This window comes from Sphingobium sp. CCH11-B1 (assembly GCF_001556865.1).
GTDB lineage: Bacteria > Pseudomonadota > Alphaproteobacteria > Sphingomonadales > Sphingomonadaceae > Sphingobium.
This window is the reverse complement of sequence record NZ_LSJY01000032.1, coordinates 1-21,095: the sequence shown is the minus strand read 5'-3', so window position 1 is coordinate 21,095 and position 21,095 is coordinate 1. Positions and strand designations below refer to the sequence as shown.

General features: G+C 61.8%; 24 protein-coding genes and 1 pseudogene. 9 read left to right on the top strand and 16 right to left on the bottom strand.

Features of this window, described 5'->3' with window-relative positions:
- Positions 1–13 precede the first annotated feature (13 nt).
- From AX724_RS04575 to AX724_RS04520, 12 genes are all read right to left on the bottom strand, one after another.
- Positions 14–349, bottom strand: a complete 336-nt coding sequence (locus AX724_RS04575) for a BrnA antitoxin family protein (RefSeq protein ID WP_004206995.1) — start codon at positions 347–349, stop codon at positions 14–16.
- Positions 330–629, bottom strand: a complete 300-nt coding sequence (locus AX724_RS04570) for a BrnT family toxin (RefSeq protein WP_004206996.1) — start codon at positions 627–629, stop codon at positions 330–332. The genes AX724_RS04575 and AX724_RS04570 overlap by 20 nt, the downstream gene beginning before the upstream one ends.
- A gap of 36 nt (positions 630–665) precedes the next feature.
- Positions 666–1,253, bottom strand: a complete 588-nt coding sequence (locus AX724_RS04565; RefSeq protein ID WP_025290601.1) for a recombinase family protein — start codon at positions 1,251–1,253, stop codon at positions 666–668.
- A 429-nt stretch (positions 1,254–1,682) separates the two neighbouring features.
- A complete protein-coding gene (locus tag AX724_RS04560) occupies positions 1,683–2,090 on the bottom strand; it encodes a DUF2147 domain-containing protein (protein ID WP_231736466.1) in 408 nt (135 codons plus the stop codon).
- A 6-nt stretch (positions 2,091–2,096) separates the two neighbouring features.
- Positions 2,097–3,689, bottom strand: a complete 1,593-nt coding sequence (locus AX724_RS04555; protein WP_025290602.1) for a GMC family oxidoreductase — start codon at positions 3,687–3,689, stop codon at positions 2,097–2,099.
- Positions 3,690–3,693: 4 nt separating this feature from the next.
- On the bottom strand, positions 3,694–4,227 hold the full coding sequence (locus AX724_RS22605; RefSeq protein ID WP_082733396.1) for an SMI1/KNR4 family protein: 534 nt from the start codon (positions 4,225–4,227) through the stop codon (positions 3,694–3,696).
- Positions 4,228–4,338: 111 nt separating this feature from the next.
- A complete protein-coding gene (locus tag AX724_RS24345; RefSeq protein WP_025290603.1) occupies positions 4,339–4,773 on the bottom strand; it encodes a hypothetical protein in 435 nt (144 codons plus the stop codon).
- 20 nt (positions 4,774–4,793) lie between these two features.
- Entirely contained in the window at positions 4,794–5,135 is a 342-nt protein-coding gene (locus AX724_RS24340; RefSeq protein ID WP_037490093.1) for an MFS transporter, read from the bottom strand.
- A gap of 22 nt (positions 5,136–5,157) precedes the next feature.
- Positions 5,158–5,496 carry a hypothetical protein gene (locus AX724_RS24335; protein WP_017503244.1) on the bottom strand — a complete coding sequence of 113 codons (339 nt, stop codon included), beginning with the start codon at positions 5,494–5,496 and terminating at the stop codon, positions 5,158–5,160.
- Between the two features lie 124 nt (positions 5,497–5,620).
- Positions 5,621–6,988, bottom strand: coding sequence for a Dyp-type peroxidase (locus AX724_RS04530; RefSeq protein ID WP_066764023.1), 1,368 nt, complete (start codon positions 6,986–6,988; stop codon positions 5,621–5,623).
- Between the two features lie 3 nt (positions 6,989–6,991).
- Positions 6,992–7,603 carry a hypothetical protein gene (locus AX724_RS04525; protein WP_004207013.1) on the bottom strand — a complete coding sequence of 204 codons (612 nt, stop codon included), beginning with the start codon at positions 7,601–7,603 and terminating at the stop codon, positions 6,992–6,994.
- A gap of 40 nt (positions 7,604–7,643) precedes the next feature.
- Positions 7,644–8,732, bottom strand: a complete 1,089-nt coding sequence (locus AX724_RS04520) for a catalase family protein (protein ID WP_066764021.1) — start codon at positions 8,730–8,732, stop codon at positions 7,644–7,646.
- A 121-nt stretch (positions 8,733–8,853) separates the two neighbouring features.
- Here AX724_RS04520 and AX724_RS04515 point away from each other — a divergent pair, with 121 nt between their 5' ends.
- From AX724_RS04515 to AX724_RS04495, 5 genes are read left to right on the top strand one after another with little or no spacing between them, the layout of a single operon-like run.
- A complete protein-coding gene (locus tag AX724_RS04515; protein WP_066764020.1) occupies positions 8,854–9,468 on the top strand; it encodes a TetR/AcrR family transcriptional regulator in 615 nt (204 codons plus the stop codon).
- On the top strand, positions 9,465–9,962 hold the full coding sequence (locus tag AX724_RS04510) for an acyl-CoA thioesterase (RefSeq protein ID WP_082733395.1): 498 nt from the start codon (positions 9,465–9,467) through the stop codon (positions 9,960–9,962). The genes AX724_RS04515 and AX724_RS04510 overlap by 4 nt, the downstream gene beginning before the upstream one ends.
- On the top strand, positions 9,959–10,825 hold the full coding sequence (locus AX724_RS04505) for a 3-hydroxyacyl-CoA dehydrogenase (RefSeq protein ID WP_066764017.1): 867 nt from the start codon (positions 9,959–9,961) through the stop codon (positions 10,823–10,825). Before AX724_RS04510 ends, AX724_RS04505 begins: the two co-directional genes overlap by 4 nt.
- A gap of 27 nt (positions 10,826–10,852) precedes the next feature.
- Positions 10,853–12,619: an oleate hydratase gene (locus AX724_RS04500; protein ID WP_066764016.1), complete on the top strand. Its 1,767-nt coding sequence runs from the start codon at positions 10,853–10,855 to the stop codon at positions 12,617–12,619.
- 41 nt (positions 12,620–12,660) lie between these two features.
- Positions 12,661–15,120: a heavy metal translocating P-type ATPase gene (locus AX724_RS04495; RefSeq protein WP_066764015.1), complete on the top strand. Its 2,460-nt coding sequence runs from the start codon at positions 12,661–12,663 to the stop codon at positions 15,118–15,120.
- A gap of 126 nt (positions 15,121–15,246) precedes the next feature.
- Here the strand turns inward: AX724_RS04495 and AX724_RS04490 are convergent, their stop codons facing one another.
- Together AX724_RS04490 and AX724_RS04485 are read right to left on the bottom strand one after the other, a co-directional pair.
- On the bottom strand, positions 15,247–15,558 hold the full coding sequence (locus AX724_RS04490; protein ID WP_099232143.1) for a hypothetical protein: 312 nt from the start codon (positions 15,556–15,558) through the stop codon (positions 15,247–15,249).
- Positions 15,559–15,561: 3 nt separating this feature from the next.
- Positions 15,562–16,038, bottom strand: a complete 477-nt coding sequence (locus tag AX724_RS04485; RefSeq protein WP_037479890.1) for a hypothetical protein — start codon at positions 16,036–16,038, stop codon at positions 15,562–15,564.
- 165 nt (positions 16,039–16,203) lie between these two features.
- On the opposite strand from AX724_RS04485, the gene AX724_RS04480 reads away from it, so the two are divergent.
- The 3 genes from AX724_RS04480 to AX724_RS04470 are packed head-to-tail and all read left to right on the top strand — an operon-like array spanning position 16,204 to position 18,244.
- Positions 16,204–16,833: a TetR/AcrR family transcriptional regulator gene (locus AX724_RS04480; RefSeq protein WP_025290609.1), complete on the top strand. Its 630-nt coding sequence runs from the start codon at positions 16,204–16,206 to the stop codon at positions 16,831–16,833.
- Between the two features lie 13 nt (positions 16,834–16,846).
- Positions 16,847–17,257: an organic hydroperoxide resistance protein gene (locus AX724_RS04475; RefSeq protein WP_025290610.1), complete on the top strand. Its 411-nt coding sequence runs from the start codon at positions 16,847–16,849 to the stop codon at positions 17,255–17,257.
- A 9-nt stretch (positions 17,258–17,266) separates the two neighbouring features.
- On the top strand, positions 17,267–18,244 hold the full coding sequence (locus AX724_RS04470; RefSeq protein ID WP_004207037.1) for a zinc-binding dehydrogenase: 978 nt from the start codon (positions 17,267–17,269) through the stop codon (positions 18,242–18,244).
- Between the two features lie 86 nt (positions 18,245–18,330).
- Here AX724_RS04470 and AX724_RS04465 read toward each other — a convergent pair whose 3' ends face one another.
- The gene (locus AX724_RS04465; protein ID WP_082733398.1) at positions 18,331–19,344 is read right to left on the bottom strand and encodes an NADP-dependent oxidoreductase; all 1,014 of its coding nucleotides are present in this window, start codon (positions 19,342–19,344) and stop codon (positions 18,331–18,333) included.
- Between the two features lie 37 nt (positions 19,345–19,381).
- Between AX724_RS04465 and AX724_RS04460 the strand changes: the two genes are divergently transcribed.
- Positions 19,382–20,365, top strand: coding sequence for a LysR family transcriptional regulator (locus AX724_RS04460; protein WP_125989423.1), 984 nt, complete (start codon positions 19,382–19,384; stop codon positions 20,363–20,365).
- A 23-nt stretch (positions 20,366–20,388) separates the two neighbouring features.
- Here the strand turns inward: AX724_RS04460 and AX724_RS24330 are convergent.
- Positions 20,389–20,772 (bottom strand): annotated as a pseudogene (locus AX724_RS24330) (AAA family ATPase); the annotation flags it as partial.
- Positions 20,773–21,095: the final 323 nt, after the last annotated feature.

Genomic DNA, 21,095 nt, shown 5'->3' with positions numbered 1-21,095 from the left:
CTAACTATCTAAATTAACGTGGCTTTTCCTGCCTTCTGGCGGTCGCCAGCATCTCACGGCGAAGTATGGCGTTCATGCGGGCTTGGTAGCCCTTACCCTGCGATTTGAGCCAGGCGAGCACATCAGCATCAAGGCGTGCCGTCACCTGCTGCTTGATGGGCTTATAGAAGCGCCCACGCTGCCCGTTCCGCCAGAAATCCTCTGTCAGCGCCGGAGAGTCGCTATAGTCGATCCCGCTATCCGGCATCGCCTGCAGGGCATCCAGTTCGGCCTGTTGCGCTTCGGTCAACGGCGGCAGATTGTCCGGATCGAGTTGGAAACGGACGGTATCAGCGTCTTTCTTCTTCATAACGTCGCCTTTCCGTTCGATCGGCCTTTCGAGCCGAAATGATATGAATGATCTCCACATACTCGCCGTCATCGTCTTGCTCGACGACAGTGTGGGCCACGAGGAGGAGCAGATGCCCTTCCACGAGGCCCAAGGTTTGCCATCGTCGCTCGCCACCTTCGATCCGATCCTGATCGCTCAGCGCGAAACGATCTGTGAACGCACGAGTAGCGATCGCAAAGCTGACGCCGTGCTTCTTCAGATTGCTCTCGGCTTTGGCCGGATGCCAGGAGAAGCGCATGGATGGCATTACGGAAATATAATTATGTTTTTGTCGTTACGCAAGGCGCGGCGGTTTGAGCCATCCGGCCCGCGCGAGCGTATCTGCGAGGGTCGATCGGGGCACGTTGAACGTGCGGCTGATCGACGACTTGCTAGCGCCACCGGCAAGGGCGGCGGTGATCTGATCGAGCTTTTCCGCATCGATCGTTCGCGGGCGGCCACCGTAGCGCCCGCGCCGTCTGGCGGCCGCAAGGCCTGCCATGATGCGCTCGCGCGTCAATGCCCGTTCATACTGGGCCAGCGCGCCGAACAGCGAAAACAGCAGCTCGCCATGCGGCGTTCCCGTGTCCATCTGCTCGGTCAATGACCGGAATGACACGTCACGCTCCCTGAGATCGGTCAGGATCGACAGCAAATGCGGCAGGGAGCGGCCGAGCCGATCCAGTTTCCACACGACCAGCGTATCGCCGGCTGCGAGATATTCGAGGCAGGCCCGCAGGCTCGCCCGGTCCTCGCGAGCGCCGGATGCCTTGTCGGAATAGAGATGCCGGCTATCGACGCCGGCTGCGATCAGCGCATCGCGCTGAAGATCGACCGATTGCCGGTCATCTGTGGAAGAGACGCGCATGTAGCCTATAAGCATGTCGGAAAACCCCTGATAGCTTGTTGTGGGACAGTCCTCCTTTCCGGCAGAGTTTATCGGACGCTACGGATTTTGGGCGTGCGTAGATTGCTGGAATTTCCGGGGGGATGCCTGCTAGCGGCGGAATGTGTCGTCGGGCGCATCAGGCGGGGCGCTTATCGTGTGATTTCCATTAGGTTAATCTGTTCGTGCAGCCGCTGCCGCAGCGGACCGTCTTCTGGCCGCGACGATCAATAACGGATTATCCGCCTGCTTACGCTGACCAAGTCGCATGCCCGTCGCCGAATTGATCCCGTGGCGGCTGCACACATCGCTGTCGCCATGCCCGCTTCCTGCTCCGCGCCTCTTCAATTTATCGTAGAAGCTTTTGATGTGTCTTATTAAAATCCTTGGCTTGCCGCTCTCGGTCAGACGATGATTGGACGGATTTCAGTTCACTTTCGTCCATATCTGCGATTTGCACATGATCCGCCCTGTCAGGCACCCCTTTCCCTCCATGCGCCGATCGTCGAGCGTGGTGATTGTTCCAGAGAAGGTTTGGCCGATGTCGGGTACAAAAACACTGCCGCGCCACACGCCCTTCTTTTCAGGAACAAAATCGCGAAACAGGATCAGACCTACCAGATCGTTTGTCCCGCCGCGCCGCGCATCCGCCTTGGCTTTGTCACTTGCCCAGACCACGACCCCGCACATTCTGCTTCCGCACGGCTGGGCTCGCACATGTACGCTGTCCTGCGGATTCTTCCACACTCCGAAAGAAGCGCGCTGTGCCTCGACGGACGCAGATGCTGCAAGTAGCAGCATGGCTGCCAATACGAAACTGAACCTCATCGCCATTCTTCCTCAAGGCCGGATCATCATTTGCGCGACATTTTCCGCGATCGCCATGGTAGGCGCGTTAGTGTTGCCCGACACGATCGACGGCATGATCGATGCATCGACCACGCGCAAACCGTCAATGCCACGTACACGGGCTGCCGGATCGACCACGGATGCCGAGTCACTGCCCATGCGGCATGTTCCTACCGGATGATAGATTGTTTCAGCGCGCGCGCGGATGTCGTCGATCAGAGCCTCGTCGGTCTGGACCGCGGGTCCCGGTCGCACCTCCTCGCGCAAGTGACGGGCGAGCGCCGGCGCATGAAGGAGCTTGCGGGCTAGCTTCGCGCCATTCAGCAAGACGCCCACATCATCGGGATGACTGAGATAATTGCCCTCTATGCGCGGATGAGCCGTGGGATCGGCGATCTTGAGCCCGATCCTGCCGCGGCTCTTCGGTAGAAGGTCGCAGACATGCACGGTCATTCCGTAGCCGAAGGCTGTCTTGCGGCCATGGTCACGCAGGATCGCCGGCAGGAAATGGAATTGAAGATTGGGCCGCTCCCGGCCGGCGTCGGATTTGAGGAAAGCGCCGCCCTCCGAGGCATTTGACGTCAATTCGCCTTCATGATGAAGGAAATAGCTCCATGCGCCGCGTATCGCACGAGGCAGGAAACTGGGCGCCACCCCAAATCCTTCGCGATCGGCCGTGGTTGCCACAGCCGTATAGTCGAGGTGATCGGCGAGATTGGCTCCGACTTCGGGCGCATCCAGAACGATCTCTATGCCATGCTGCCTGAGTTCGCTCGCCGAGCCGACGCCCGACAGCATCAGAATCTGCGGCGAATTGACCGCGCCAGCCGAAAGGATCACCTCTCCACCGGGGCGCAGCAGCAGGTCCCGGCCGCCGACGCGGACCCCGATGGCGCGACGGTCCTTGAACAGTATCCGTTCGACGAGGCCGTTCGTTTCGATGGCGAGATTCTTGCGCGAGCGAGCCGGATCGAGAAACGCTCGCGCCGTGCTGAACCGTTGCCCGTCTTTCTGGGTCACCTGATAGACACCAAAGCCTTCCTGGCTCACGCCATTGAAGTCGGGATTTCGCGGGTAGTGCAGTTCCACCCCAGCTTCGACGAAGTCTTCCGTAAGTGGGTTCACTCGCCCAAGATTGGAGACGCAAAGTGGCCCGGCATTGCCATGATGCTCGTCGTGGATAGCCTGATTGTTTTCGAGCGCGATAAAAAGCTCGCGCATGCGCGGCCAGTCCCAGTCAGCTCCGGCGGCCGCCCCCCAGCCCTCATAGTCCGCCCGATCGCCGCGAATGTAGACCATTGCATTGATCGAGCTGCTGCCACCCAGCGTCTTGCCGCGCGGCCAATAGAGCCGCCGGTTGTTAAGGTGAGGCTCGACTTCGGTCTCACAGTTCCAGTTCACCCATCCCGTGCGGGCAATGACGCCGACGCCAAGCGGCATGTGAATGAAGGGATTGCGATCGCGCGGCCCCGCCTCGATGAGGCAGACAGCTTTATCCGAATCAGCAGAAAGGCGGTTGGCCATGACGCAGCCGGCCGAGCCGCCGCCAATGATGTGGTTTCCGTCAGCGCCGAACCGTAACATCTAGCTACTCCTCTTCTATCCCCATCGCTTTCAAGTCCAATCCCAATTCCTTTAAACTGGGCAGGGGAGGAGGATCGAAGGCTACCAGTGCATCGATAAAGTCATGAAAGCTGTCGTATACGGGGGTTATCGCCCTAGAAGGCAGAGCTTCATCGTGCAGCCATACGGATATCTTTCCATCAATTCTGTCAATTAACAGCATATTACCCAGACCGATTTCCGCAAAAACCACAGATGTTTTTGGAATCTGCATGGATAATTGTTCGTTTATGCGAATTATTCCTAAGCTTCCGTCAGCAGGGCCATATATAACTGAAACGCCAATTCTTCCTGAATCTTCGGAATAGGCGCATTTTTCCGCAGGAAATTCAACATCCTTATTGAAAACTATCGCTGATCCGAATTCAATAAATAAATCACGAAGCTCAGAGGGCAGCAATATCCTTAATGAACTCTCTATCTGGTCTAATTCGATCAAAGAATCTCCCGGCATGTGGAGTGATTCTGCATCGAATGATGGATCAAACTGAAAGGTCATATATTTTCTGCCTTACATCATTAGGGCGTCGCTATCGTGTCCGTTCCGCACCGCGCCTCAATCACGCCACCTGATTGGTATAGCCGTTAGCGGAGGGGCACGACAATCAGGTCAATCTTGGCGCGTCGATGCTTTGATTGGTGCTGCGCTCCATCTACGATTGAATATCCGCCATCCGACTAAGCCCGCGACAACGCCCAGCAGGCCGCCCACGAGATAGGCGGTTGGCGCATCATTCGGCACAAAAAAGAAGCCGCCAGCAACATAGCCGCCGATTACGGCGGTGCGTGTCACCGCACCATAGATCGCGGCGACCTTGCCATGATCGGCGGGCGGGCATTCCGACTGGAACAAGGTTCGGACAGCGACGTTGTGGATGCTGTTTGCGCCGCCGCCTAGGATGAAGGCGACGGCAACGATTGCCAGCCCGATCGGCGCAAGGCCGATCCACAGCATGGTCGCGCCCATGACAGCGGCCGTGCCGAACGCCGCCAGTCCGACCCTATGGCCAATAACCCTTTCGGCCAGCCCAGCGCCGATCAACATCCCAACCGCCCATAGTGCCGTCAGCATTCCAAACGCGGTCGGCCCGCTCCCAGCGTCACCATCACGAGAAACACGAAAGCAACGTCGGCTATGGCGGTCGCAAACACTTCGAGGCTGAGCGCACCCGTAACCACCATCAACCGTCGATTGCGGAGCAGCGGCAGGTAGTCCGCGAACAGGGTCTCTTCCTCCTGATCGTCCCGTTGTGGCTTGCGGCGAAGCCTGCTCGCCATCACGACGAGGGCCAAAAGGGCATAACTGGCGGCATCGGCTAAAAGCGCATTGCGCGATCCGATCCATCCCACCAGTACGCCCCCAGCGACTGGACCAGCGAGCATTCCAAGGCTGCGAACCATTTCCATAAGGGAATTGGCGAGTGCGAGGTCATTCCAAGCCGCTCGCCAGCACTGGAATCAACGCGAATGTTGCGGCGCTGCTGATCGTGAACAGCACGCTCAACAGCGCGGCCCCGGCGAGCGTGAACATGGGATAATAGGCGATAAATGCTATCACGCCCGCTTGCAGAACTGACACCATGACCAGAATGCGGGCCGCCTCCCGGCGGTCGATCAAGCGGCCCGCCCAGGGTGCGGCGATCAGACCGGGTAGCAGCTCCGCGGTCAGCAGCGTCGGCACCGCATAGCCGGATGCGTTCTCGGCAGTGCGGAACATCAACGTCAGCAACGTGATTTCATCGCCGGTCGTCGAAATCGTAAGCGCCACAAGGACCAACCATCCCCAGCCTTGCCGAAACTCAACTCCCACTCACTTAACCTTCCGCACAGCCCCGCACTTTCCGGGTCACTCTGCACACTTCAAATCTCAACCGACAATCAGGTGAATAGCTTTAGCGTTGTTCTGCCAACCACTTAAGCGCCGATAGGCTTGGCATGAACAGATATTCGCCTCCATTCATGACATTGAAGGTCTGCACACCGTCGATGCGCTTGCGCGCAGGCGCCTGCGGGATCGTGAACCGGCCGTCCTCCTCATGCAGACCAACGATTGGATCGCGCTCCTCGCCGAGGTCGACGAAATTGCCGCGGTTGATCCATTCCTGCTGCATGAACTCGATCGTGTCGTAAGCGCGCGCGCTTATGAAGATGAAGAACAGGCCGCGATCGCCTTTGGCATCGTCTTTCGGCGCCACATCCTCGGAATAAACCGGCCCGAAGGTCGAGGAACGGCGGATGATGCGGTGAATGTTGACGTCGGTGAGCAGTGTCAGCTCGGAATCGCGGGGATTGAGCCGGCGCATATGACAGCCGAGCGGCACGACGCGGCCTTTGGGGTCGTCCTTGAAATTGAAGTCGTTGTTGCGCTGCGGATCGGCGCCGAGGTCCGGGTCGTCATGATCCGGCGACAACGTCAGTGGAGCGCCTGACCGCCAGCGACCGAACATCTTGGCGGCAAGACGTTCGCGGTCCTCCGCCGTCTCGCCATGGGCCTTGAGGAAGGCGTTGAAGCAGCCGACCCGGCTGTTGTACTTGCGCAGGACGACGAAGGTGCCGTTCTTTCCCAGCGCCGCAGGTTCAGGCATGCCGAGCGGCTGGCCGTTCTCGCTCTCGTATCCAAGGATGAACTCGCCCGCCTTGATCGCGCGTTCCTCGCCGGGCAGCGGATCGACGCCGCTGCCTTCGACGGCGGGCTGGGAGATCGAATCCCGGAAGCCGAACGGGTTTTTCGCGCCGTCCGGCGCGCCGAAGCGATGCTCGCCGATCAAGGTGACGCCGCTGCTCTGGTCGAGTTCGGTTCGCGCGGTCGCCAGCGCCTTGTCGAGCGCCGCATCGTCGACCGCGTAGATGGTCAGCGCGAGATGGCAGTTGCCCGGCTTGAACACGTCCTCCCAGTTTTCCGGCGCGTTGGGTCCGAAGTCGCGGAGCTGCTCCGAGCGCGCCGCCATGCCCTGCTGAAAGGGGAGCGGGAATGTCTTGAGCTGCGCTTCAGGAACGCCGAGCGCCTTCAGTCCCTCGAAGCTGAGTGCAGCGCCTATCCAGAAATCGAGATCCTCGTTCCAGTTGTCGGCGGATGCGATATGGGGCGCGAGCCGGCCCAGCAAAGCGCGCGCGCCCTCGGCCTCGTCGAAATGGAGCATCGCATGGATGCCGACATAGGGCTCCGGCCGGCTTCGCAGGATCAGCGCCTGGATATCGTGCAGGTCGAGCGTAACGCTGTCCCTCGAGAAGCGCTCTTTCAGCTTTTGAAGGATCGTCATCGCTCAGCCCACCTTGTCCAGGAATTCGTTGACGGCATGTTCCATCCGCTGAAGCCGACGCACGTCGACGACCGTGACCTGCGGGTTGGCGACGAACCATCCGGCGGCGGTGATCTGATGTTCGGCGATGAAATCCTTGACCTTCGGGCTCGCGATGCCCGGCCAGCCTTCGACCGAGGCGAAGAGCAAATCCATCAGGTCAGGGATCTTGGTGGCGAAGTCGTTGATATAGGTGTCCCAGTCGCCGTCATAGGCGGTGGCGAACAGGATGCGGGTGTCGTTGTCGAAGAAGACGAACCGCATGTTGTGCAGGGTGCCGACCTTCTGCGCCCCGTCGAAATTGCCGTTCACGAGTCCGAAGATGCGTTTCAGCCGGTCCGCGCCGCCCGGCTTGAGGTTGGCGATGGCGGTGAGCTCGGAGACATTGCCGGACTGCGCGCCGACGCGACCGGCCGAGCCGGCCGTGCCCTTGAGGTCGGGATTGTGCTTCGTCACCATCTGCTCGAGCGCGAGCTTGGCGAGCTGCGGCGCGTCGCCGGCCACTTCCTCGATCCGCCGCCGGATGGCCTGAAGGCGGGTTTCGTCGATCTGCGGGTTTTCTTCGGTCTCGGCCATGACTGGCCTCCTTTCGTGATTGCGTGTGTCGATCGGTGCGTCAGTCCGGGATGGCGTCGATGTTTGTCGGCTCGACACGCGGCTGCGCGTTCATCTCATGGCGGTAGCGGGTGGATCGCTCATAGGCGGCGATGCGCACCCGCATGATCGATCCGAGCGGCTGGTGCTCGCGGATACCGTGCCAGGGATTGAACGACAGCACGTCATCGCCATAGACCCGCCGCGCCGGCGAATAGGCGTCCTGCGGCGGGATGCGCAGCGTGGCGATCGGCTGGTGTGGCGACAGCTCTTCGGGCCAGAGCACCGCCGCGTCCTCGACAGGCATCTTGTCGAGATCAGCGCAAAGTTGGGCGCGCAGTTGATACTCAGCACCCTGGTCGCGGAAATGCTCGACAACCAGATCGCGCATCGTGGAATCCTCCACTGTGCCGACGTCCTTGCCAGTGAGCGCGCGGACATTGTCGGAAAGCGGCGCGGCGCTGATCTTGGCGATGTGATCGCCAAAGCGGATCGCCGCCATCGAGTGATAGGTCTCGCCGAGCAGATGGTCGTTGTCGCGCGCGAGCCCGCGCAGCGTCGCGCCGGGCTCGACGCCGACCGCTTCGACCGCGGCTTCCACGCCACGCGCCACCCCGGCCATGGCGCGTTGGAGGAAGGCGGGGTTCTGCGCATTCTTCTCCAGAAGGCCAATGAGCTGGCGATATTTGCCGATCGTGCCGAAGCTCAAGACCGGTATGTTGACCAGCAGGAAATCCTGATTGCGGCCCTGGTCGTCGGGCAGAAGCCGCTCTCCCTCCACGCCGATGACCTTGATCGCCATGCCGCGTGGGGCGGGGATGGTGTCCGAGTGGATATCTCCGGGCGCTGATGAGAGGCGGATCACCACGGAATAGGTGGCCGGGCGAGCGAAAAGCCCCTGGCGCAGATGCTCCGGCAGTTCCGGGACGACGAGTTCGCCCTTCAGGAACCCGTGGCTCTTGGCATGGGCGTCGCGCACCGCATGCCGATGGCGCTCGAACGCCTTGCGGTTGGTGCTCGCCATGATTTCGAGGATTTCGGCGGTGAGCCGCTCCTCGTCTTCGCCGAGCACTTCGACGCTGGTGGAGTAGGGGATATAGGTCTCAGCCAAGGGCGATCCTTCGAACCGGATTTTCGTTGCATTCGAGATATCAGGTGATATCTGGTTTTACGGTGAACGCCGACATGGGTAAAAGGTTTCCATGCCGTGCTGAATTGGAGGTCGATCGCTCATGCGCCTCACGCGAAAGGAAACGCAGCGCCAGACGCGGGATAAGCTGCTCGCCGCAGCACATTCGTCCATTGTGGAAGAAGGGGTGGCGGCCATGTCGATCCGCAACATCTGTAGTGCAGCGGGTCATTCGCAGGGGGCCTTCTATTCGAATTTTGCAAGCAAGGACGATCTGCTGGTCGAGATTCTGCAGGCTCATATCCAGGACGAGGTCGTGCTTCTGCGCGATCTGGTCGCCCACTGCTCCGGCGATGATATCGAGGCGACTCTGCAAGTGCTTGCGGCGCGGCTGGCTAAGCTGGCTGACGAACAGCATTGGTCGCTGCTTTCGATCGAATTGCAGCTTCATGCGCGGCGGGACCCCGCGTTCGCTGAACGGCATCGCGAAGGAAAGGCCGCCTGCCACCATTTGTTCGGAGAACTTGTGGCGGATCTGACGCGGCGCTTTGCGCTTCGGCCTGCCTTGCCGCAGCTGCAGACCGGGATCGGCCTCTATGCACTGTGGATGGGACTGGCGGTCCAGGGCGATGTCGAAGGCGCTATTCCCCGAGAGCAAATGCTTGTCGGCTTCTTTCGCGCGATGGCAGGCCTCGATGCGCCATCCACCCGGTCATGAGCCTTCCTGGCGAAGGACGCCGCAGGATCGGCTGCGATGCTTCAGGCGTGCCCTTGGCTGGAAAAGTGGACGAACGTCGGCGCTTCCATATCCGTTTCCAGGCAACCGAAGAAGACATCGATGAACTCGGCGATGTCAACAATGCGGTCTGGGTGACCTGGATTCAGGATGTGTCGGTGGCGCACTGGCTGACAGCCGCGCGTCCGAGGGATGCCGACACCTATGTTGCTATGGTGCTCAGGCACGAGGTCGATTACCGCGGCAATATCCGGGCGGGCGAAGAGACCTTTGCCATAACCTGGGTCGAAGGGAAGCCGCGCGGAGCGAGATACGCCCGGTGCGTCGAGTTCAAAGACAGTAACGGTCAGACGCTCGTCGCGGCCCTGTCGCAATGGGTGCTCATCGAGAAAGCTACCGGCAAGCTGGTTCGCGTGCCCGCCGAAGTCGCTGCGCCGTTTCTCTATGAAACCCGACGCAAGGAAGAGAATGAATGAGCGACATCCTGAAAGTGACGGTGCTAGGCACCGGTGTCCTCGGCAGCCAGATCGCCTTCCAGGCCGCCTATAGTGGCTTTGACGTTACCGCTTATGAGATCAGCGACGAAGCACTCGACCAGGCGAGGCATCGGTTCGAAACGCTTGTAGAAACCTACGTGAAAGAGGTGACGGGTGCGGCTGACGGCAAGGCAGCCGAAGCTTCGAGACGCATCACGCTCACCGCCGATCTTGAGGCTGCGGTTGCGAATGCCGATCTGGTCATCGAAGCGGTTCCGGAAGTGCTCGAGATCAAGCAGGCGCTCTACGAGAAGCTGGCGGCGCTCGCGCCTGACAGAACGATCTTCGCCACCAATAGCTCGACTTTGCTGCCGAGCGACCTCAAAGCCTTCACCGGCCGCCCGGACCGTTTCCTGGCGCTGCACTTCGCCAACAGCATCTGGAAGTTCAACACCGCCGAGGTGATGGGCACGGACGACACCGATCCGGCCGTGTTCGATGCCCTGATCGCCTTCGCCTCCGCCATCGGCATGGTGCCGATCCCGGTGCGCAAGGAGAAAGCGGGTTACGTCCTCAATTCGCTTTTGGTGCCGCTCCTGAACGCGGCCGCCGATCTGGCGGCCGGCGGCTATGCCGAGCCGGAAGATGTCGACAAGGTCTGGCGGATCGCCACCGGCGCGCCGATGGGGCCGTTCCAGATCTACGACATCATCGGATTGAACACCCCCTACAACATCCTCTCGCATGGCGACGAGCATGCTCAGTCGCTCGCCGCCTGGCTGAAGGAAAACTACATCGACAAGGGCAGGCTCGGCATCGCCTCGGGCGAAGGCTTCTACAGCTACAAGCCCTCCGCAGACTGATCCCAACAAGAAGAACAGGAGTTCGCCATGCACTATAGCAGCGGAAACTATGAAGCCTTCGTGCGTCCCCGCAAGCCCGAGGGCGCCGACAAGAAGACGGCCTGGTTTGTCGGTTCGGGGCTGGCGGGGCTTGCCGGCGCGGCCTTCCTGATCCGCGACGGCGGCGTTTCCGGCGACCGCATCACCATCCTTGAAGAGCTGGAAATCCCTGGTGGCGCGCTCGATGGTCTGGACGTGCCCGAAAAGGGCTTCGTCATTCGCGGCGGCCGCGAAATGGAAGAACATTTCGAGTGCCTGTGGGACCTTTATCGCTCGATCCCCTCGCTGGAGATCGAGGACGCCAGCGTGCTCGACGAGTTCTACCGGCTCAACAAGGACGATCCCAACTTTTCGCTCCAGCGCACGACGCAGAACCAGGGCCAGGACGTGCCCGACAAAGCGCTGTTGACGCTAAACGACAAGGCCCAGAAGGACCTGCTCTCGGTCTTCCTCGCGACGCGCGAGGAGATGGAGAACAAGCGTATCAACGAGGTCTTCGGCGAAGACTTCCTCAAAAGCAATTTCTGGCTCTACTGGCGCACCATGTTCGCCTTCGAGGAATGGCATTCCGCGCTGGAGATGAAGCTCTACCTGCACCGCTTCATCCATCATATCGGCAGTCTCGCCGACTTCTCCTCGCTCAAGTTCAACCGCTATAACCAGTATGAATCGATGGTCCTGCCGCTGGTGAAGTGGCTGACCGATCACGGCGTCACGTTCCGCTACGGCGTCGAGGTCACCGATGTCGATTTCGACATCCAGCCCGGCCGCAAGCAAGCGACCCGCATTCACTGGAAAGAGCGCGGCGTCGAAGGCGGCGTCGATCTCGGGCCAGACGATCTCGTCTTCATCACGATCGGCTCGCTGACCGAGAATTCCGACAATGGCGACCACAGGACGCCGGCGAAGCTCAATGAAGGACCGGCGCCGGCCTGGGACCTGTGGCGCCGCATCGCCGCGAAGGATCCGGCCTTCGGCCGCCCCGACGTGTTCGGCGCCCATATCCCGGAGACGAAATGGGCCTCCGCCTCCATCACCGCCCTCGACGCCCGCATTCCGGCCTATGTCGAGAAGATCACCAAGCGGAACCCCTTTACCGGCAAGATCGTCTCCGCCGGTATCGTCACGGTGAAGGACTCGGCGTGGCTGCTGAGCTGGACGGTTCATCGCCAGCCGCATTTCAAGAAGCAGCCCAAAGATCAGATGATCGCCTGGTTCTACGCGCTCTTTGTCGATTGCCCCGGCGACTTCGTGAAGAAGCCGATGCAGGAATGCACCGGTGAGGAGATCACCCAGGAATGGCTCTATCACCTCGGCGTGCCGGTCGAGGACATTCCCGAACTCGCGGCATCCGGCGCCCGCACCGTTCCCACGATGATGCCCTATATTACCGCCTTCTTCATGCCGCGCCAGGCGGGTGACCGGCCGGACGTGGTGCCGGAGGGCGCGGTCAACTTCGCCTTCATCGGCCAGTTCGCGGAATCGAAGCAGCGGGACTGCATCTTCACCACGGAATATTCGGTGAGAACCCCGATGGAGGCCGTCTACACGCTGATGAATGTCGAGCGCGGCGTGCCGGAGGTCTTCAACTCGACCTATGATATTCGTACACTTCTTGCTGCGATCGGTCCGCTGCGGGACGGCAAGGGCATCGATCTTCCCGGACCGGCCTTCCTGCGCAAGCTGCTGATGAAGAAGCTCGAAGGCACAGAGATCGCCAAGCTGCTCGAAGAGTTCCATCTGATCGAGGAGTGAACAAAGACCGGAAGGCACGCGCGGCGTGTGAAAGGTGATGAATGGCCGACGACGATCAGAAGAGCGAACGCGCCGCCGAGGTGACTGGGGCGCACGGCCATCATCACCATCATGAGCCGGACGGCGAAACGCCGTCCGGTCACGTCGACCATGATCCGGTCTGTGGCATGGTGGTCGATCCCGCCAGGACCGCTCACAATGCTGAGTATGAAGGCGAGCGCTACGTCTTCTGCTCGGCCGGCTGCAAGGCGAAGTTCGACGCCGACCCCGTGCATTATGCGGCACTGGCAGCGCATGCTGCACATCACCATGAGGGTGCTGCCGCCCATGGCGATCATTCCCACCATAGCCACACGCATGGACCTGATACCCATGAGCATCACCACGTTGCGGCAGTAACGGCAACCGCAACGGAAGGGACGATCTGGACATGCCCGATGCATCCGGAAATCCGCCGGGATGCGCCGGGTAGTTGCCCGATCTGCGGCATGGCGCTGGAGCCGCTGATCGCGGCGGCGGATGCCGGATCAAGCCCCGAACTCGCCGATATGACCCGACGCTTCTGGATCGGCCTCGTGCTCGCCTTGCCCGTGTTCCTGCTGGAGATGGGCGGTCACCTGATCCCGGCGCTGCACCATTTGGTGCCGATGCGCATCTCGATCTGGATCCAGTTCGCGCTGGCGACGCCGGTGGTCCTGTGGGCCGGATGGCCGTTCTTCGAACGTGGCTGGGCGTCGATCGTCAACCGCAGCCTCAACATGTTCACGCTGATCGCGATGGGCACCGGGGTCGCCTGGGGCTACAGCATCGTCGCGACATTCGCGCCGCAGCTCTACCCGCAGGCTTTCCGAGGCGCCGATGGCACGGTCGCGGTCTACTATGAGGCCGCGGCCGTGATCACCGTGCTGGTGCTGCTCGGTCAGGTCATGGAACTGCGCGCCCGGGAGCAGACCTCCGGCGCAATCCGCGCGCTTCTCAATCTCGCGCCGAAAACCGCCCGGCGGATCGGGCGGAACGATGCTGAAGAGGATATTCCTGTCGAAGCCGTCGTCATCGGTGATCGGCTCAGGGTCCGGCCCGGTGAAACCGTGCCGGTTGACGGCGTGGTCGAGCAGGGTCGCTCATCGATCGATGAATCGATGGTGACCGGCGAATCCATGCCGGTGACGCGTGTAGTCGGCGAAGCGGTCGTAGGAGGTACGCTGAACCAGACCGGCGCGCTCGTCATCCGGGCTGAAAAAGTCGGGCGCGACACCATGCTCGCCCGCATCGTCCAGATGGTCGCGGATGCCCAGCGCTCGCGCGCGCCGATCCAGCGCATGGCTGATCAGGTGTCGGGCTGGTTCGTGCCGGTCGTCATCGCCGTCGCGCTGCTCGCCTTCGCGGCCTGGGGTGTATGGGGGCCGGAGCCGCGGCTGGCGCATGGCCTGATCGCGGCCGTTTCCGTGCTGATCATTGCCTGCCCCTGCGCGCTCGGGCTCGCGACGCCGATGTCGATCATGGTGGGTATCGGCAAGGGGGCGGCCGCCGGCGTTCTGATCAAGAACGCGGAGGCGCTCGAGCGGATGGAGAAGATCGATACTCTGGTGGTCGACAAAACCGGGACGCTTACGCAAGGAAAGCCGGCGGTGACCCGGATCGTCGTGGCCCCGCGATTTGTCGAGGAGACCATCCTGCGGCTTGCAGCCGGCGTGGAGAAGGCGTCCGAGCATCCGCTTGCGCGGGCGACCATCCCCGATGTCGCCGACTTCGACTCGCCGACCGGCAAGGGGGCGATCGGTCGTGTCGAGGGCCGGCATGTGGTGCTCGGCAGCACCACCTTCCTCGCCGAACATGGGGTTGATACAGCGCCGCTCGCGGCACAGGCCGATGAGCTACGCCGCGACGGCGCAACCGCCATCTATATCGGCATCGATAAAGCCATCGGCGGCATCTTCGCCATCGCCGACACGATCAAGGCGACCACGCCTGAGGCACTGAAGGCCCTGCATGCGGAAGGCATCCGCATCGTCATGCTGACCGGTGACAATCGCACCACAGCCGAAGCCGTTGCGAGAAAGCTCGGCATCGATGAGGTCGAGGCCGATGTGCTGCCGGACCAGAAAGCCGCGGTCGTCGAGCGCCTGAAGGCGCAGGGCAAGGTGGTGGCGATGGCGGGTGACGGCGTAAATGACGCGCCGGCGCTTGCCGCCGCCGATGTTGGTATCGCCATGGGATCGGGGACCGACGTTGCGATCGAAAGTGCGGGCGTGACGCTGCTCAAGGGCGATCTCACCGGCATTGTCCGCGCGCGACGCCTGTCGCAGGCGACGATGGCCAACATCCGCCAGAACCTCGCCTTCGCGTTCATCTACAATGCGGCAGGCGTACCGATTGCGGCCGGTGCGCTCTATCCCACGTTTGGGCTGCTGCTGTCGCCGATCATCGCTGCTGCCGCGATGGCGCTGTCGTCCGTCAGCGTCATCGGCAATTCGCTGCGGCTCCGGACAGTGAAGGCATGACGGACCAAGGCCCCGACCTTGTGGCGGGGTCTTGCGTGGGGTCTTAGTCGGCGCGCCTGCCGTTGGGGCGGGACCAGATCAGCGAGAAGGTGTCTTCGCCCTCGTTGTCGAAGAGGTTGGCATAGATCAGAGCGCCGATCTTCTCATGATGCCCTCGGCTGTCAGGGCGTCCGCGATCTGACGGTCGAGTGATCCCACAGCATTGAGCGTTCGCACCATCTCCTCGATGCGTGCGAAGTGAGCCAGATCGTCATAGTTGGCGGTATTGCGGATGATCACATGCTCTGTTCGCGCGCCGGTCTGCCACAGGATCGCGAACCAGATACGGCCTTGCGCACGGCTCTTGTCGACCGTCACGCTGTCGATCACGAGCCGCATCATCTCTTTGCGTTCGTCGATGCCAGCCCGCTTCGAGAACGCGGGCAACAGGGTCGGCAATGGTCAGGATACGCGTTCGCGCGGCGGCGGCCAGGGCGTTAACCTGCTCGACATGCCACCGCGCGTAATCCTGTTAGACGCGTCGGCTTCGCGTATTTTCTCTTCCCACAACGTTTCCAGCGAACGTGCGACGAGCCGCTTTTCCGACTCCACGGCATCATATTGTCGGCGTGCACGCTCCGCTTCGTAATGCGCCTTCTCCCGATTCAGCGCCCATTGACGTTCCAGCAGCCGGTTTTCGCCGTTCATCTGTTCATGAGCCGCAAGCGCAAGGTCGATGCGATCGGGTTGCAGAGCTTCGATCAACAGCCGCTCGACCTCTGCATCAACCTGGTTTGCGCGCACATTCTGGCAGTGCCCGCTCTGCTCGCTATCGATGCAGTGATAGACGGGGGTCTTCTTATGGGCAGAGTGAGTGAAGACCCATGCGGTGTCCGCATATCCCGCAGACCACGATGCCTTGAAGCATCGCTGCGCCACGCAGGGGCGCTCCGCGCCGGCCAGCGCTGAAGTTGCCGATATTGTCGGCGAGCCGCCCGACGTTGCTCATATATGCCTCCCATTGGCTATGCCGATGAGCCCGCGTAGGTGGTGACGCCATAGCCATATAGACGACTGGTCTATTATTCGTTATATATGCTGATCATGAATTTGACACCCAAAGCAGAAGCGACCCGGCAAAACATCCTCGACACGGGCTACAGCCTTGTGTTGAGCAAGGGCTTCTCCGCGCTCGGCCTTCAGGAAATCTTGAAGGTTTCCGGCGTGCCGAAGGGGTCTTTCTATCATTATTTCCCGTCCAAGGAGGCGTTCGGCTGCGCACTTCTTCGTGATTACGTGGACGGTTACGGCAAGAAACTGGACTCGCTGTTATCCGCGGAAGCCATAAGCGGTCGCGAGCGGTTGATGCGCTATTGGCGAGCGTGGCTCGATGATCCCGGGGAAGGTGATCAAGCCGGAGACGGCTGGGCCGAGGATTGCCTCGCCGTCAAACTGTCCGCCGAAGTCGCGGACCTGTCGGAGGCCATGCGGGCCGTTCTGAGCGATGGCGTCGCACGATTGCTGCAACGCATCGCCTCCATGATCGCCGAGGCGCGCGAGGACGGATCGCTTCCACCGGGGGCGGAGCCGTCCGCGCTGGCGCAGGTTCTCTACCAGATGTGGCTTGGCGCTGCGCTGCTCGCCAAACTCACCCGTTCTCGTGCGCCGATGCAACGGGCGATGATCGCCACCGAGCAGATTCTGGTCTGCACGCCGCAATCCAACCATCCGTGAAAGGAACCGAAGAATGAAAATTTTCTACAAGACCCGCGCAACGGCGACCGGTGGCCGTTCAGGCCACACGGCGCTCGACGACGGCAGCCTCGGCCTCGATCTCGCCATGCCGAACTCCGGCAAGCCGGGCGCCAACCCGGAGCAGCTGTTCGCGATGGGGTATGCAGCTTGTTTCGACAGTGCGCTCAACCATGTCGCCCAGCAGAAAAAGCTGGCGCTGATGGGTAGCAAAACGTCCGCGGAGGTCGGAATCGGGCAGACGCCTGAGGGCGGCTTCAAGCTGGACATCGACATTCATGTGGAAATCGCGGGTCTCGATGAGGCCGCCGCGCAGGAACTGGTCGAGGCGACGCATCGGGCCTGCCCCTATTCCAACGCCACACGCAACAACATCGACGTGCGCCTGCACGTCATCACGGTTTAAGGAGGCGTCATGCGTAGCGCCATTCACACCACATTCGGCGAACCGGCCGACGTTCTCGCTTTGGAAGAAAGCCCGGTTCCCGAACCCGGCCCGGGCCAGGTGCGGATCAAGACGATCCTTTCGCCGATCCACAATCACGATCTTTGGACCGTGCGCGGCAGCTACGGCTACAAGCCTGAACTGCCCGCTATTGGCGGTTCGGAAGCCGTCGGTACGGTCGATGCGCTCGGTGAAGGCGTGACCGGCATCACCATCGGTCAGCGCGTCTCGGTCGCCTCGGTTCATGGCTCATGGGCTGAATATTTCCTCGCGCCCGCTGCCGGGTTGGTCCCTGTCCCGGATTCGATCTCCGATGAGGCGGCGGCGCAGCTTATCGCCATGCCGTTCAGCGCGATCACTCTTCTGGACTTCCTCGAAGTGGCAAGTGGCGACTGGGTGATCCAGAACACCGCCAATGGCGCGGTCGGCAAAACGCTGGCAATGCTGGCGGCCGCGCGCGGTGTGCATATCGTCAATCTCGTGCGCCGCGATGCCGGCGTGGAAGAGCTGGCGGCTCTCGGCATCGCCAATGCCGTCTCGACTGCGACCGATGGTTGGCAGGATCGGGTGCGTGCGATCACCGGCGATGCGCCGATACGCGCGGCTGTGGATTCGATCGGCGGACAGGCCAGCGCTGAACTCCTGTCGCTTCTGGGTGAGGATGGGCTGCTGGTGTCCTTCGGCACCATGGCCGGAGAGCCGATGCAGATTTCCTCTGGCAATCTTATTTTCAAACAGGCCGTCGTGAAGGGCTTCTGGGGCTCCAAGGTGAGTGCCGCCATGCCCGCCGAAGCCAAGCGCCGGCTGCTTGGAGAACTTATCCGCCTCGTCGCCAGTGGCGAGCTGAAACTGCCGGCAGGGGCGGTATTCGGGCTGGATCAGGTCGCTGACGCCGTTCGCGCATCGCTGACAGCGGGCAAAGCAGGCAAGGTTCTTCTCAAGCCCTGAGCGACGAAGGAAAGACCGGCGATCGCCAACATCCTGATGTTCTCCAGCCATCAGCGTTGCCAAGGGCCAGACTATCCGTGGTTTGGTCAGGCGACGGAGAGGACGATCTTGCCCTGGATATTGCCACGGGCGGCGCGTTCGTGGGCACGGGCGGCGTCGGCGAGCGGGAAGATGCTGTCGACGACGATGCGGATGGTGCCGTCGTCAAGCAGGCGGGCCGCCTCGGCCAGTTGCGCGCCACTCGAACGGACCTGTGTCGTCGAGACGGTAATGCCCAGCGTCTCGGCTTCGGCATGTCCGGTGAAGCCCAGCGGATAGACCGGGTATAGAGAACCGCCACGCTTCAGGGTGCGGAAGAAGCGGCCGGTATCCGGTCCGCCCACGGCGTCGAGCACGACGTCCACGTCGCGCACGATCTCGTCGGCCGCCGTCCTGGTGTAATCGATGAACTGATCGGCGCCGAGCTCGCGCATCAGCGCCTCGTTCCTGCCCGACGCGACCGCGATGACGCGCGCGCCCTTCCACTTCGCCAGTTGCACGGCGAGGTGCCCGACACCGCCGCCGGCGCCGTTGACAAGGACCGTTCGGCCTTCGAGCTGCGCGTGTGCATGGGTAAATGACTGGAACGGGTTGGGTTCGTCATGACCCAGATCGATCAGGAACTGCCAGGCCGTCAGCAGCGACATGGGCGCAGCCGCCGCGTGAACATGGTCGATGCCCGGTTTGCGCGCGAGGTCCGATGCCGGCACGCTGACATATTCGGCATAGGCCTTGCTGCCTTCCATGACGTTTTGCGGGAAACGGACCATCGCGTAGACCTCGTCGCCGACGCTAAATCCCTCCACGCCATCGTCGAGCGCGGCGACGACGCCGGACACGTCCGATCCGAGGATCAGCGGAAAGGCGGGATGCGGTTGCCACTCGGGGGGAAGCGAGCGGTAGCCGTCACGGAGATACCAGTCCGGCGGATTGAGGCCGACCGCGTGGACGCGGACCAGTACCTCACCAGCCGCCAAGGTGGGGCGGGGCGCATCCTCGTAGCGGAGCACGTCCGGGCCGCCGAACGCGTGCAGGCGAACCGCCTTCATTGTCTCGCTCATCATTGCCTCCTTCGGAAACTTCTAAACTGAAGGAGATGTGGCGACGCGCATTAAGATTGATAATATTGGTAGAAATCGTTTTAGTATTTCCATGAAGGAACAAATAGCATTTGAGCGCCTCACGGGGTTGATCGCCTTCGCCCGTGTCGGGTCGCTGGGCAGCTTCACGGCCGCCGCCCGGTCGCTGTCGATTTCGCCATCGGCGGTCAGCAAGAGCGTCCAGCGTCTCGAGCAGACGCTTGGGGTGCCGCTTATCACGCGCACCACCCGTTCGTTGGCTCTGACGCCCGAGGGCCGGGATTTGCATGAACGGGCGCTCCTGCTTCTTCGCGACGCGGAGGAGATCGAGCAGATGGCGATCACGGCGCGCTCGGAGCCGGCTGGCACGCTGAGGATCGCCGCCTCGCTGCCGATCGGCATCCATGTGCTTGCTCCGAAGCTGCCCGCATTCCGGGAGCGCCACCCCCAGGTGATGGTCGAGCTTCGCCTGAACGACCAGTTCGTCGACCTCGTCGAGGCCGGGATCGATATCGCGGTACGGATCGGCGATCTCGCGGACACGCGGCTCCTGGCGCGCCGGCTCGCGCCGCATCGCTTTTGCTGCTTTGCATCGCCCTCCTATCTGGCATCCCGGGGCAGGCCGTCCCATCCGGACGAACTGGTTGGCCACGATACGGTGAACCTGCGCTACCAAAGCAGCGGCCAGGTGTTGCGCTGGCCTTTCCGCGTCGGGGATCGCGAGGTCGAGATCGTGCCGTCGTCGGGTATCGTCATGGACGCCAGCGAGGCGCTGATGGCGGCGCTGGCCGCCGGTGGTGGTGTCGGCATCAGCGCGGACTTCGTCGCGGCGCCTTACGTGGCGCGCGGCGAGCTGGTGCCGGTTCTGTCGGAATTCGCTGTCGAGCGGCACAATATCACGGCCGTCTGGCCGGAGAGCCGTCGCACCAATCCGGCGGTGCGCGCTTTCCTGGCCCATCTGCAGGGCACCATGCCACGATCAAAGAATATCCACCCCTCATGATCTTCGGCCGCGATGTGATCTGCCATCGCCATCTCGGTGGCGCGGCGCAGGAAAGCCGCCGGATCGGCCCAAGGTAACGCGCTGCCACCGGAGGCCAGTTCTTCGGCTATGATGCGACGGCCACGTTCCTCGACGATTGTACGGCCGCGCGCGCTCAACTCAGCCAGAAGAGTCGATTTCCCGCCGCTTGAGCAGCCCGAAATTGCCACAAGGCCTTTGTTCAACAAGCACCATCCTTTCGTGCCACGTCGGTGGCTGCGAGACGGGCTTCCAACCGCTTCCTGGCCGAAAGTCGCGACCACCGTTTCGATAGACAGAAACAGGGTGCGGCTGTCCTGCGGATAATCGATGAGTTCGGCGCAGCGCAAATAGAAACGACGTGCAGCGTTGTCCTTCGCGTGGACCATCACCGCGCCGAAGCCGATAATCCGGGACGGCGATGCGATCCGCCTCAGCGCATCCGACAGCACGTTCTCCCCAAGCCCCTGGCCGGCGTGATCGAAGCTTACCGCCAGCCGTCCCAACGGGAGCACATTATGCGGCACACGGGGATGCTTCTCTTGATATGCCAGCGTTACGTGTCCAAAACATCAGCAAAGGCTTCCAGATCCTTGGCAACGAAGTCCCAATCCTGCTCGGCAGAAAGATCGCTCGTTTGTTTGGGGCCGTGTTCGGGGCTCTGTTGCAAAGATTGGCGGCAGTCAGAGGTAGGCTGTCGCTCTGCGCCGAT